13 protein-coding genes and 1 tRNA gene are annotated in these 13,258 nt (G+C 65.2%); 6 read left to right on the top strand and 8 right to left on the bottom strand.

The genetic code is table 11. The features are described from left to right. Positions 1–147: 147 nt before the first annotated feature. The 3 genes from ACIHFE_RS34010 to ACIHFE_RS34020 form a co-directional block, all read right to left on the bottom strand. Entirely contained in the window at positions 148–1,224 is a 1,077-nt protein-coding gene (locus ACIHFE_RS34010) for a YeiH family protein (protein WP_400112870.1), read from the bottom strand. Beyond that, a complete protein-coding gene (locus tag ACIHFE_RS34015) occupies positions 1,224–1,778 on the bottom strand; it encodes a cysteine dioxygenase (protein ID WP_400112871.1) in 555 nt (184 codons plus the stop codon). Before ACIHFE_RS34015 ends, ACIHFE_RS34010 begins: the two co-directional genes overlap by 1 nt. 95 nt (positions 1,779–1,873) lie before the next feature. Next, positions 1,874–2,779 (bottom strand): LysR family transcriptional regulator, encoded by a 906-nt coding sequence (locus ACIHFE_RS34020; RefSeq protein WP_400112874.1) that lies wholly within the window; start codon positions 2,777–2,779, stop codon positions 1,874–1,876. 92 nt (positions 2,780–2,871) lie between these two features. Here ACIHFE_RS34020 and ACIHFE_RS34025 point away from each other — a divergent pair, with 92 nt between their 5' ends. The 6 genes from ACIHFE_RS34025 (at position 2,872) to ACIHFE_RS34050 (ending at position 7,180) form a co-directional block, all read left to right on the top strand. Continuing rightward, positions 2,872–3,765: an alpha/beta fold hydrolase gene (locus ACIHFE_RS34025; RefSeq protein WP_400112876.1), complete on the top strand. Its 894-nt coding sequence runs from the start codon at positions 2,872–2,874 to the stop codon at positions 3,763–3,765. 88 nt (positions 3,766–3,853) lie between these two features. Continuing rightward, positions 3,854–3,925: transfer RNA gene (locus tag ACIHFE_RS34030), tRNA-Cys, on the top strand. Between the two features lie 74 nt (positions 3,926–3,999). Then, entirely contained in the window at positions 4,000–4,284 is a 285-nt protein-coding gene (locus ACIHFE_RS34035) for a hypothetical protein (RefSeq protein WP_400112877.1), read from the top strand. 291 nt (positions 4,285–4,575) lie between these two features. Then, positions 4,576–4,917 carry a hypothetical protein gene (locus ACIHFE_RS34040; protein ID WP_400112879.1) on the top strand — a complete coding sequence of 114 codons (342 nt, stop codon included), beginning with the start codon at positions 4,576–4,578 and terminating at the stop codon, positions 4,915–4,917. 89 nt (positions 4,918–5,006) lie between these two features. Next, positions 5,007–5,747 (top strand): hypothetical protein, encoded by a 741-nt coding sequence (locus ACIHFE_RS34045; RefSeq protein ID WP_400112882.1) that lies wholly within the window; start codon positions 5,007–5,009, stop codon positions 5,745–5,747. A 26-nt stretch (positions 5,748–5,773) separates the two neighbouring features. Further along, positions 5,774–7,180 carry a PQQ-binding-like beta-propeller repeat protein gene (locus ACIHFE_RS34050; protein ID WP_400112884.1) on the top strand — a complete coding sequence of 469 codons (1,407 nt, stop codon included), beginning with the start codon at positions 5,774–5,776 and terminating at the stop codon, positions 7,178–7,180. A 313-nt stretch (positions 7,181–7,493) separates the two neighbouring features. Here ACIHFE_RS34050 and ACIHFE_RS34055 read toward each other — a convergent pair whose 3' ends face one another. The 5 genes from ACIHFE_RS34055 to ACIHFE_RS34075 all read right to left on the bottom strand — a co-directional run bounded on the left by ACIHFE_RS34055 (position 7,494) and on the right by ACIHFE_RS34075 (position 13,141). Then, positions 7,494–8,036 carry a flavoprotein gene (locus tag ACIHFE_RS34055; protein WP_400112885.1) on the bottom strand — a complete coding sequence of 181 codons (543 nt, stop codon included), beginning with the start codon at positions 8,034–8,036 and terminating at the stop codon, positions 7,494–7,496. Next, positions 8,033–9,280, bottom strand: coding sequence for a helix-turn-helix domain-containing protein (locus ACIHFE_RS34060; RefSeq protein ID WP_400112887.1), 1,248 nt, complete (start codon positions 9,278–9,280; stop codon positions 8,033–8,035). The genes ACIHFE_RS34055 and ACIHFE_RS34060 overlap by 4 nt, the downstream gene beginning before the upstream one ends. Positions 9,281–10,394: 1,114 nt before the next feature. Continuing rightward, positions 10,395–10,997: a hypothetical protein gene (locus ACIHFE_RS34065; RefSeq protein WP_400112888.1), complete on the bottom strand. Its 603-nt coding sequence runs from the start codon at positions 10,995–10,997 to the stop codon at positions 10,395–10,397. Continuing rightward, a complete protein-coding gene (locus ACIHFE_RS34070) occupies positions 10,990–12,798 on the bottom strand; it encodes an alpha/beta hydrolase (protein ID WP_400112890.1) in 1,809 nt (602 codons plus the stop codon). The genes ACIHFE_RS34065 and ACIHFE_RS34070 overlap by 8 nt, the downstream gene beginning before the upstream one ends. A 10-nt stretch (positions 12,799–12,808) precedes the next feature. Further along, entirely contained in the window at positions 12,809–13,141 is a 333-nt protein-coding gene (locus tag ACIHFE_RS34075) for a hypothetical protein (RefSeq protein WP_400112892.1), read from the bottom strand. Positions 13,142–13,258: the final 117 nt, after the last annotated feature.

The raw sequence follows: 13,258 nt of genomic DNA on the forward strand, positions 1-13,258 counted from the left end.
GCGAGGGAGTCCAGATCTGGCGTCACAACCGATCTTTGGGCTCCCTCGCTTCATCTCATGCGCGCCAGCAAGCCCTTGGCATCAGTCATCTAGGGAGGGCGACCAGGGGCTACTCCATGGCGGCGTGTATGCGCCATCCGCGCGGACTCAGGTCGTCAGCAGGACGCCCCCGTAGGAAACCCCGGCGACCACCACCCAGGAGCACAGCCCCAGCGCCGCGACCCGCGCCCCGGTACGGGTCAGCGAGGGCAGGTGCACCGCGCTGCCCAGCCCGAACAGGGCGGCCGCCAGCAGCAGTTCCTGGATGTGCTGAGCATCGTCCAGCACCCTGCCCGGCACCAGGCCCGTGCTCCGCACCAGCACCATCGCCAGGAACCCCAGCACAAACAGCGGCACCAGGGCCGGCCGCTTGCCGGACACCGGAGCGCCCCGCCGGCGCCGGCGCGCCGACACCGCGACCGCGGCCACCAGCGGCGCCAGCAGCGCCACCCGCATCAGCTTCACCAGCACCGCCTCACCGAGCGCCGACGGCCCGGCGGTCTGCGCGGTGGCCACCACCTGCCCCACATCGTGCACACTGGCTCCCACCCAACGGCCGAACTGCCCGTCGTCCAACCCCAGGGGATGGTGCAGCAGCGGCAGTACGGCGATGGCCAGGGTGCCGCAGAGGGTCACCAGCGCCACCGAGGTGGCCACATCCTCCTCATCGCTGCCCGCCACCTCGCTGACCGCGCCGATCGCGGAGGCGCCGCAGATCGAGTAGCCGGTGGCGATCAGCAGCGGCTGGTCTCCGCGCAGCCCCAGCTTCCGCCCCAGCCACAGGGTGCCGAAGAAGGTGGCCGCCACCACCGCCAGCACCATGGCCACCGTCGCCCAGCCCAGGCCCAGCACATCGTGCAGGCTGAGCTTCAGCCCCAGCAGCACGATGCCCACCCGCATCAGCCGTTTCCCGGCCAGCGTCAGCCCCGGTCGCCCGGCGCCCCGTATCCACGGCCGTACGCCCGGCAGATGGGCGGCCGTGATGCCCAGCACCACGGCCGCGGTGAGCAGCGGAACCGTCGGCACCAGCCAGTGCACCGCCCAGGCCAGGGCGACCCCGCCGGCGGCCGCCGCCAGCCCGGGCAGCTTGCCGGCCGCGGCCCGCGGCGCGGACGGTATCCGCGCGCCGCCGCCGGTCCTGGCCTTCGCGCCTGTCTTCGTCCGACCCGGATCAACGACCGCCATCAGATCTCGTCGGCCGGCAGGTCGTACACACGCCGGACGCTGGATCCCAGCCGGACCACGTCAGCACCGTAGATGTGAATGGAAATCGCCTTCTGCGTACAGGAGTTGTGCACTCGATGGATGTCCCCCGGCGGCGCGAACGCGCTCACCTCGCCCTGGGCGTTGGTCACCTCCGCGGTGGCGACCAGCCGGGCGGTGGTGCCGTCCGGCACCAGGCGGTAGCGCCGCTCGCTCTCCACGCCCCGGTGCACCCCGGCCACGCCCCAGGAGACATGGTCATGGATGCTGGTCCGCTGCCCCGGCAGCCAGACCAGCGCCACCACCGAGAAGCTGCCGTCCGGCTCGGTGTGCAGCACATGCTGGCGGTAGCGCTCGGGGTCGCCCTCGCACTGTTCCTCGGTGAGCAGGTCGTCCGCGCCCAGGTGGGCCGCGAGCCGTTCACCGGCCAGATAGGCCGTGATGTCGGGCGGCAGGCCGCGGCCCACCGCCTCCCGGATGTCCTCGACAAGCCGCGCGAGCCGCGCGGTCGTCACGGGTACGGTGGTTGTGGTCATGTAGGCAGCGTCGGACCCCGGATCCATCACGTCCAACGACGATCTCTTCACCGGTCGCCAACTCCCGCTTATGGACGGGGCCTCGACGGATACCCTCAGCAGCCGACCCGTCGCTCCGCGGCGGCCCTCAGCTCGTCCAGCACCAGGGCGGTGGCCGGCACCCGCAGGTGCTCACGCAGCACATAGGCCGACACCTGCCGCCGGGAGGCCGGGTCCAGCGCCCGGACCGTCACCTTGTCATGCCGCAGAAAGGACAGCACCAGCCCCGGCATCATCGCCACCCCCAGCCCCTCCGCCACCAGCGACTGCACCACCAGGTTGTCGTCCGTGGTGAACGCGATGTCCGGGGCGAAGCCCACCTCGGCGCACTCATGCAGGAAATTGGACCGGCAGCGCAGACACCCGGCGATCCAGCGCTCGTCCATCAGGTCCGCCAGCTTCACCGCCCGGCGGCGGGCCAGTGGGTGCCCGGCCGGCAGCAGCACCGTCAGCTGGTCCTCCAGCAGCGGTATCTCCGCCAGCTCCTCCGGGACCTCCTCGTGCAGCCCCGGATAGGTGAAGGCCAGGGTGATGTCGCACTCACCGCGCACCAGCCGGCGCAGCGACTCCGGCGGCTCCCCCTCCAGCAGCTCCACCCGCACGCCCGGATGGTCCGCCGCCAGCCGGGCCAGCGCCTCGGGTATCAGGGTGGCCCCCGCGCTGGGGAAGGCACACACCCGCACCCGCCCCGCCCGCAGCCGGGTCAGCGAACTCATCTGCTGCTGCGCCACGGTGAGGCTGTGCAGAATGGTCTCCGCGTGCCGGGCCAGCGCCTCCCCGGCCTCGGTCAGCCGCATCCCGCGCCCCACCCGGGTGAACAGGGGCGTCCCCACGGACCGTTCGAGCGCCTTCATCTGCTGGGTGACCGCGGGCTGGGTATAGCCCAGCGCCCGGGCGGCCGCCGAGTACGACCCGGCCGTCACCACCGCGTGGAAGGTCTTGATGTGCCGGGAGTCGAACACACCTGAATCATAAGCGGAATTTGGGATAGACGAGTGAGTGACCTGGGGTTGCTTCTGGATACCCCACCCTCAACTCCGGCAACCTTGGACCTATGCCGCAAACCTCTGGCTCATACAACTCTTACGACGGCGCCGAACTCGCCTACCACCTGCGCCCCGCGCGCGACGGCGCCGCCACCCCGCCCCTGATCTGCCTGGCCGGCGGCCCCGGCCGGGACGCGGCCTACCTGGGCGACCTCGGCGGCCTGGACGCCCGCCACACCCTGATCACACCCGACAGCCGGGGCACCGGCGCCTCCCCCGCCGCCCCCGACCCGCTGGCCTATGCCTTCCCGGCCCTGGCCGAGGACCTGGAGTCCCTGCGCACCCACCTCGGCCTGGAGCGCTTCGCCCTGCTCGCCCATGACGCCGCCTGCGCCACCGCCCAGGCCTACGCCGCCTCCTACCCCGACCGCCTCAGCCGCCTGATCCTGGTCACCCCCGGCTCCCGCCTCCAGGGCGAACTCCCCACCGACGCCGAGGAGATCTTCGAGTCCCGGGCCGCCGAGGACTGGTGGGTGGACGCCTATGTGGCCGTCCACTCCCTCCCCGACACCCGCGACTTCGCCGAGGCCCGGTCCCTGCTGCTGCGCGCCGCCCCCCTCGCCTACGGACGCTGGGACGCCCCCCAGCGCGCCCACGCCGCCACCGAGCCGGACCAGTTGAACCCGGTCCCCCGGGCCGCCTTCTGGCAGGGCGTCGACGAGGCCGCCTGCCGGGCCGTCCTGGAACGCCTCCAGGACGTCCACTGCCCCGTCCTGGTCATCACCGGCGACCGCGACGCCGTCACCGGCATGCGGGCCGGCGAACTGGTCGCCGCCTCCTTCCCCCCACGCACCTCCTGGCTGCACCCGCTCTTCGGCGTCGGCCACTATCCCTGGGTCGACGAACCGGAGATGTTCCGCCCCCTGGTCGAGGACTTCCTGGCGGGGCGGGAGCCGGTGTGAACGCGGCATGACGACCTTGTGGCGGGCGGCCCGCACCCGTTGTGGCACCCCTCGCGCGCCCCTATGGTCGTAGACACGACGACAACACGGCCGTGTGCCCGAGTGGTTGAGGGGCTCGCCTGCAAAGCGAGTTACGCCGGTTCGATTCCGGTCACGGCCTCTGAGCAGCATTTCCGCACCTTCTGAGTATCCCGACTCATGTGCGGCCCCCTCGCCCATCCATACGGTCGAGCCATGACCACGACTCCCCGCCCTTCCCCCAGGGAAGGCACCTGCCTCGCCTCCGTGGCCCTGGCCCTCCCGGCCCTCCTGCTCACAGCCATCGGGCGACCGGCCGGCGCGGCCCTAGCCTTCCTCGCCGCCACCACCGCCCTGTTGTGCGGCCTCGCCGCGGCGGACACCCCCGACGGCCTCTCCGCCCGAGACCGGGGCATGGCCATAGCGGGACTCGTCCTCGCCGCGGCCGCGCTCATCATCTCCCTTGGCGAACTGGCCCACTTCACCTCCCTCCTTCCCTGACGCGGCTCCTCCCAGCGCCCGCCAGAACACCCACGCCACCTTCCCGCACCCGCCAATCCCCGCCCCTCACCCCCGAATTCACCTCTCTCATCCCCACGGCCGCACCACCTGTGGTCACTTTCCCGGCCCATCTGCCCCCAAATACCCCGGGAATCCGACCAATTTCCCCTACGTCGCCATAGTCATGGGCACCTGCGCTCCGGCCTTCCGCCGCGAATGCACCCTGCCGGACCTGGCCAGTGCGCGGACGCCCTTCCTCACTGCCCGAGCCGTGACCGGAGACATCACCGAATGAGCATTCAGACAGGTCCTGCCCCCAACACCGCCGAGGCCCAGCACCCTCACCGCACCGCCTGGACGGCCCTTGCCCTCGGCCTCCTCTCCACGGTCCTGTTGCTCTGGAGCCTCTACAGCGCCCCCTTGGCCCTCGCCCCGAGTTTCACCGCCTTGCTCCTCGGCCTCCAGGCGCACAAAGACCTCAAGCGGCGCCCGGACCCTTACGGCCGCACCCTGGCCATCACCGCCACCCTCCTCGGCGCCGCGACAACCGCCATCTCGGCCAGCGTCACCGCCTGCCAAGCGTTCTTCGTCAGCGCTCTCCTCCTCTGGGCCATGACCGCGACCAGCGAGTAGGCATGCCCACTCCACCTGCCCCTGGTCGTGGCCATACCCGGACCACCCGGCAAACTTGATCAGGCCAACTAGCCGACGAGGACCCCCGCATGACGATGCCTCCGCCCCCGCCCTCACCTCCGCAGCAGCCCTACCCTCCGAACCCCTACGGGGCGGCGCCCCCGCCCTATCCCTACCCCTACCCATGGGGCGGCCCGCCGGTCCCGCCGCCGCGGCGCGGGCTGGGCCCCGGGGCAATCATCGGCATCGTCCTCGGCTCCATAGCCGCCGTAGTCTGCCTCGGCCTGCTCGCAGCCGTCCTGCTCAGCAACTCCGACGACGGCTCCTCCCCGCGCTACCGGCTCACCGTCCCCAGGACCCTGCTGCACGGCCGGTACACCCTGGCCCAGGACATGACCCAAACACTGACCGACAAAATAGGACAGCGCTCCGGCATCAATAAGCGTGACGCAAAGGGGGCTGCGGGCCAGTACACCGCCGGCTCCAGCACAGGTCCTCAAGTAGTCACCGTAGTTGGCCTTTACGGGCATATACGCAGCCCCAAGCAGGCGATGAAAGGCATGCTGCAGGGTATAAACGAGACCGACGGCACCCATGTCACCACCCCGGCTCGCGAGATCACGCCGAACGGCTCCGATGAGCCGGTCACTTGTGAAGTCCTGGATGTGAACCGCAATGGCGACAGTGGCTCCATGACCGTCTGCGGATGGAGCGATCACAGCACGATGGCCACAGCCTCCTTCACACCATCTGCTGACCTCATCGACCTCCACGCGGCCGCGAATCAGATGGCGAGCATTCGCGACGATATGCGAGTGCGGGCGGAGTGAGCGGAGACGCGGGGAGGCCCATTACGATGAACAACCAGCACCAGGGCGACTTTTACCTGGCCCCGCCCGCCGCCGGACCCCTGCCGACCAACGGCCCTCGTGAGCGCGACGTGGCCGTGATCGCACTCTGGTCCATCACAGCCCTCGCCCTGGCAGTCGCCGTGACCGCCGGGCTGTGGGCATTCATCGGTTCTCGCGGCACCGGCAAGCCAGTGGCCAAGGAATACCACGGCCCCACCAGGCTCCCCTGGAGCATCCCCGACGGCAATTCCGCGTTTACCAACCCGGTGATGGTGCGCGGCATTTGGTTCATGGACAGGACCGTAGTCAAGGCACGCCCGGAAGGCATCCACGGCTTCGACCAAGGGACTGGAAAGCTCCTGTGGAGCATCCCAGTTCCACGGAGAAATCAGTCGATTTGCCAAGGGTCCACCGAGGCCACCGACAACATCGTGGTGCTCGCCTACGGACGCGGCGAAGAGTGCGACGCTTTCTACGCAGTCGATCTTGCGGCCAGGCGGGTTCTCTGGGAACGCACCATCCCGCCTGACCAGTGGGCCACCACGAACGGTACCCGCATCGCCCGTAGCGGGGGAACGGTGGTGGTATCGACGGACAAACACCTCCCCACCGCCTTCCGCGTCTCCGACGGAAAACTCTTGTGGAAGGATCCTGAAGTCCATGGCAAGAGCTCGGGCCTTTGCCGGACAACGCAATACACCGGCGGGAAGCAACTGGTCCGAATTCAGCACTGCTCTGGATACTCAAACATCTACTACCTTTCGGCAGTTGACTCAGGAACAGGGCGCGATCAATGGCGCTACCGGACCGAAGCAGGGCTGGACACCCGGGTGCTCTCCACCTCACCGATCATCATTGATGAGCCTGACCAGGGTGATCATTTGCGCATGACGGTGATAGATGACAACGGTCAGGTGCGACGCCACCTGGCCATCGGCCCCGGTCACCACGCGCTCGATATAGATGATGACGGTAGTACCCCGACTCGCGACGTCCAGGTCAAAGGCGACAAGATCTTCGTCATCGCCGAAAAGGAGCACTACCTGGACAGCGATAAGTCACAGACCAACAAGGTCGCCGCTTGGTCGTTGACCACCGGCAAGCAACTGTGGGTTCAGGAAACGAACATCCGCATGCAGACATACAAGCTGGTTGACTCCGACACGCAGGACATCTTCGCCTACAGCTCAGGAAGCACATCCGACCTGAGCCTCCTTGTGAAGTTCAATCCGGACAACGGCACGCCAACCATTGTCCGGCGCTATGACCCCACCGTACCCGAGGCGATCACGGCAACCGAGCCGATCCCAGTACTGAGAAGTGGAATACTCTATCTCTCGGCTGGTTTCCAGAACGCTTCTCGCTCAACGGATGACTGGGAAAAGTCACTTATTGCTCTACCGGGATCCTAAAAATGTATCCGCCAGGGGTAGCGACCGAGACGGAGTTGCGACCGCCCCTCCTCATCACCCCACGGCCCGCGAGTTGACCCGCCCGGCACCGAAGAACCCATCACCTGCGAGGTGCTGGGAGTACTCCCGCTACGGCACCACCGGCTCCATGACCATCTGCGGCTGGAGCGACCACAGCACGGTGGCCACGGCGTCCTATGCCGAGGACAACATGGGCCTGAAGGCCGCGGCCAAGCGGACGGCGGAGGTTCGGGGGGATGCGGGTGCCGGCGGAGTGACGGTGACCATCCCACCTTCCGGCAACCAATGTGGACTACCCGGGAAGTGCGTCAATCGCGGCCTGCCACGGGTACGCGTCCAAGTTGCCCTGCCGTGGCTCGTGCGGAACAAACCCGTCCTTGCCAAGCAGGACGGTTACGCCCGCCGACCGTAGTGTCTCGACGCTCCGGGGAACTGCCGGATGCTTTCCCTGGGCGGCGTTCCAATGCGGCAGGGCAACGATGGGCAAGCCCAGACCGATGCCCTCAGTGATAAGGCCCAAGGCCAGGGTGTCGCTGATCCCAGCCGCCCACTTGTTGAGGGAGTTCGAGGTCAGCGGAGCGACCAGGAGCGCATCCGGGGCAGGCAGGACGTCCTCCTGAGACGGCAACTTGTACTGGTGGCGAACGGGGTGCCCGGTCAGCCTCTGCAAACGATCGATCTCCCCGTTCATGTCCTCGGCAGCCCAGCGGTACGCATACGGCGTCAGGATCAGGCAAACGTCCCAGCCGGCGTACTGCGCGGCGCGGATGGGGACATCGATCCGCCGGACGGGAGGAGCAGCACAGGCAATCAGATAAAGACTCCGCTTGTTCATGCAGGGAGTCCACAGCGCCCGGCCAGCGTCCGCAAGCGTCCCTCGGCAGCACCCGCGCCAAGCAACCGCAGATCCTCGACGAGCCGACGAGTACGCGGCCGACAGCGCACCTCTTCCGCCGCCTCCCGCTCGGCGTCCAGCAAGGTATCCACTGCATCCTCGCGGCGACCTGCCTGGGTGAACGCACGTGCCAGGTCAGCGAGATGGTGGGCACGGCGTTCACGGGGCAGCGCCGCACGCGCGGGGGCAGAAATGCCCTGGGCGACAGCCAGCGCATCAGCTCCCTGAGAGAGTTGAACGTGCGCAGCGACACGGTGAAGGGCAACATTCGTCGGCCCGAAAGCGGTCCACATCGCGTTGCCGTCGCCGCCGAGCTGCACGGCCCGTGCGGCCGCCTCCTCAAGCAAGGCAGGAACGGCGGCTTCGGCCGCTCCCGCATAGCCGTCACCGGACTCGACAACCGCCGCCTGCGCCATCGCGGCCTTGAGGTACAGCATTCCAAGAACGCTCAGCCCGTCCCTACCTCGCGTGAGCAGTTCCGCCTCCAGCCGCTCAGCCGCGGTTACGGCGAACTCGGCTGCCGCTCGCGCCTGTCCTCGGTGGGTCATCGCATCTGCGAGATGCCGGGCCGCAGAGGCCATGGCCACCGGATCACCAGACCGTCCAGCCGCCGCCACTGCCCGATGCCCAGCCAGCCATGCCAGATCACAGTCGCCGTACTTGATAGCGGCCGCCTCGGCCAACTCCAACGCCAGCGACAGCACCTGCAAGGACTCCAGTTGCTCATCACCCTCATGCCGAGCTGCCGCGCGATTGGCGTCAAGCAACAGCTCGGGCACCAAACGGCCGAGGCTCGCGAAGTGACCCGCCTGGAAAGCAACCCGGCTGTACGCCAGGTTGCGGCGCAACAGATCAACGGGCACGGGCTCGGCATCGCTGTCACCACAGGTTCCGGCGATGAGATCGTGTCCCTGAAGCACAGCCCACATCTGCTCGATCTCAACGGGCCCCGCGCATTCACCCCCACCAGTGACGGAGTCGGACAGCAGTCGCTCCAACGGGACCCCCAACACCTGGGCGGCCCGCTCGACCACCGACAGCCGGGGATCCTGTTGCCGCTGGCCACCCTCCAGGTCCTGCACCCAACGCCGTGACTGCCCCATGAGCGCACCGAAATCGGCCTGTGTCATGCGCCGATGCGCACGCCAGTAGGCGATCCGCCGACCGATGCCCCTCGTGTCCATCAGGCCCCCGGCAAGTCAGACAACAAGGCACGCACTCCGCGTGCCCACTCACCGTTATACCGCCCCTACGGTGAGAGGCCTCACGACCGCACAAACGGCTTGACCACCAGCCAAACCGCGGACAGGAGCGTCGACTTGACCGTCATCATCCGTCACCGATCCACCGCCACAACGGCATACATCCATCCGGACATTCCGGACGCAAACCTGCTGTGGCCGACACCCCGGAGGATCTCCGTCCACCCACCCCATGCCATGGGCCCCGAGGTGCGCAAGTGAGCACCATGGATCAGACCGGACGCCCGGCACCCGCAAAAGGCTCGTTGGTGATGGACACCGCATGCGGCCGAATTGGCCAAGTGATGGATCACCTGGAAAATCGCATCCAACTCCGGCCGCTTCGGGGAGGGCTGGAATGGGATGCCAAGCCAGCAGACCTACGGCCGGCAACGTCGGCCGAGGCACTGAGCGCCAAAGTCAAGGCCGTCAACTCGACCGAAGGATGGGGTAGATGAGCGAACACGTCACCGCCCAGCGTAATCGCTGGAGACCCACCCTCGTTAAGGTCATGGGCGTCCCGAAAGTCACACATGAGCTGGAGCGCCTGACTTGCTCGCTCCGCTCCGGACAGGCCCAGCAGTTCCAGCCGGCCCGAAACTGGGCCAATCAGCACTCTGCGGGCAACCCCTCACACACCGCCTATCGGGAAACCTTGCACCGGTACTGGCACACATCCCTGAAGTGACTGGTCTCGCACAACGCCACCCCGGCCCCGGCAGCTTTCCCATTATCCGGAGGTCGGGGTTGTGCTGCTGTCTTCGCCGGCACAAGGGTCGCACCCTCGCTGACCACTGCCTGTGGGACGCCGGATGAACGCGCGGAACTGGCGCTCACTGCGACGCCAGTCATCCCTGTCCAGCCACCACCTATAAGCAGAAGAATAACCATGGCGAACCTGCCGCCAACACCCAGAAAGGGAGCCGCCGCCTCACCCGGCCCCGACCAGTCGATAAGAATTTCTGGTGCGGCTAACCTCCATCGTGAATCTCTTCGGAGTGAAGCCCACTGCAGCAACAGTCAGAGCCGGAAGCGATGCCGTGGCAGACTCCAAGTCTTACTTAAGCTGTGTGCCCTCCGGTGCTTCGTAACAGCGGGAGTCGACGTCGACGCTGATTAGCTGCTTGAGCCCTCCCGACCTGTTCTTTGCCCACTCGACCCGCACCACATGATGCGTTGACGCGTTCTCCGCCACGATCTCTGGGTTCCTAGCTTCTGACTTCGTCTCGCCATCCTTTGTGATGGTCCACCCATGTTTCGGCAATTTCTGACGGAGGTTCTTCATCGCCTCCTCAAACGTGCCTTTCTTCAGGTCGTAGACAGACCAGGGGTGTTGCACTTTGTAGTGCGTCTTCAGCTCGGGATCAATGGCCTCACAGGTACCGAGGGCTGCTCCGGGTTGGGTTACCTTGCCTTGGACTCCCATCCAGTCGAGCAGCTTGCTGGAGATCGCATTAACTTCCTCCTCAGCCGACTTTACGGGGCGTACTTCTGGTTTATATCCGAGCTTGCTCTCAGCCTTATCCCTTTTACTCGCACTACTATCCGGATCAACGTTCATAGAAGAACACCCCATCAGGATCAACGACGTCGCGACTCCGACCATCGGTAGCAGCATTTTCCGGGCTGTGGACGACCATGCAAGTTTCACATTATTCACGTGTCACACCTTTGTAATCGCCAACAATCACGCGCGCCTGGTTCTTGACACTCTCAGAAGGGTCGTCTCCATCTTTACCCACATTCCAGTAGTCACTATGACCTTCGGCATCCGATTTCATGACGATGCTTCCAAACTCCTTGTCCGTGGGTATAGTGAAATCTTTTCCGAGTCCCACATACCGTCCCCCCTCTCGGACGAACCAGTCGTCGCTAAAGGTGTCACCAGCCTTCTCAGCCCACATGTGATCAGGTTTGATACCTAGATCGATCGCATGTTTCGCTCGCATACCCGGGCTTCCCACAGCAATCACGTCGTCGGCAGCCAGAGCTCCATCCGGCCAGTGCCCCCTTGCAGCCTCACCCACAACCGTGCTGCCGTAGCTATGTCCTATAACCGTCGTGTGAGCAGTGCTTCCGGTGGCTTGTTGGTGGGCTGCTCTAGCGCCGTCAAGAAATTCGCGCAGCGTGGGGCCACCCTCCTCTGCATACCCAGGCCTTATGGCATGCGGGATATCATCTGGAGCATCGTAGTTGAACCAGGTAATAGTTGAAATCTTTGCATCGGGATCCAGCCTGTGACTCTGCCGCCATAGCGTCGCACCACGGTTTAGATCTCCGTTGATACTCCCCAAGTGCGTCTTCGTGCCGGGAACATACATCGCCGTGTGGTCGGCAGTGTCTGGATTGCCTGTCGCCAGGACGACCCTGCCGTCCCCTTCCGGATCAAAGGCAAGCAGATATGCCTCGGGTAGGCCATCTTTGCCGCCGGTGCTGTCAAAACGTTTCTGTATAGCCTCCATGCCATGCAGGGCAGACTGAAGCTGCTGACGCCTTTCCGCATATTTATCGTTCCATGCATTCCACTCGTCGGACGGCCCCATACCGCGGGCTGCCCGGCGAATATCGCCAAATTTTGGCGGCTCCTTAGGTATCGCATCCAGTTGCAGCTGGTATTGCGCATGCTTCTCGTCAAATACAACACGGTTTGCTTCATCACGTACCGTCGCAGGCAGGCCATCCATGGCGCCAATCGCGTCAGGGTACATAGAGACGTAATCAGCTTTTCCCTGCTCGGATCTCCCCTTCCACCATTCGGCATTTGCTTCCGGGTCATCACCCTTAGGCGGCGGCTTAATGTGAGCCAAGTAATCCTTAGCCCCTTGCCGGATGCTATCCATGTCCTTCTTGACATCAGCCCAGTCCTGCTCGGACACGGTCAGGTCATCATCGGCTTTTAGTCCTCTTAATTTTGAAGCCCACTTCGCGTCGACCTCCGTTGCTTCCTTGAGGGCTGTAGCTATTTGGTCAGCAATCTTGTATGCACGGGCACGATTAGGGTTCGGATCGATGTTGCCTGCCTGCTGTTGGATTGCGCGAGCCGTCTCGTCGGTTGCCCCCTGTACCGTGCTACCAGCCGGCAACTTACCGTCTACTTCCTTACCGGCAGCCGGGTAGCTAACAGATCCGTCGGACCGCACCGTAAAGCCCTGGGCACGGGCATCCTCGATAGCACCGTCAAGTTTCTTTTTAGCGACACTTATGTCGGAAGCGAATGCCCTGAGGGCGGTACTGACCAGCCCACATTCCGCTTGCATGTAGTGGAAATCTTTGGCTAGTTCCCGTAGCTGACGGTCAGCTGCTTCCGCAGCCTCGCCCTCGAGGTATTTCCGCATATCTGCAGTGATCTGGTTCTCAAGGCTATCTTTAGCCTCGCTGGCCATGTCCCCAGTGGTACGGTATCCATTCGCTGCATCTACGAAATCCGATGGCTTCAAAGAGTTCAGTTCCGCGAAGTCCATGGTTCAGTGATCACTTCCCTTCTTGGCCGCCGATAGCAGGGGTGTCCTTGTAGCGCCCTCTCATGGAATCAAACTCTTTACTTATCTCGCCATCGTTTTGATGCTGCATTTTTCCAGCTTTTTCAAGCACTTCCTGAATTGCTCCGCACCTGCCACTCACTGCCTCAAGGTAGCGCTTCCAGGATTCGTAGACCTCTCGCTGTGCTGCTGCACTCAGCACACCACCCTTAACGCTCGCCCCTTTTTGACCGTGCTCGAGCCCACCAAGGGCAGTTTTTGCATTTCCACGCAGGCGGCTAACCGCAGTCCCGGCATCGCTCCACGCTTTTCTGTCAGATTTCACACCTCCTGCACCATTACCCCCTCCCCAAGAGCTCTTTCCTTCCGCACTTGCAAGCCTCATTTGGACGCCGAGAGACGCATCCCGTTTGGCTTGCTCCCATTCATCGAGTGACGACAT

It is taken from the genome of Streptomyces sp. NPDC052396 (assembly GCF_044593195.1).
GTDB lineage: Bacteria > Actinomycetota > Actinomycetes > Streptomycetales > Streptomycetaceae > Streptomyces.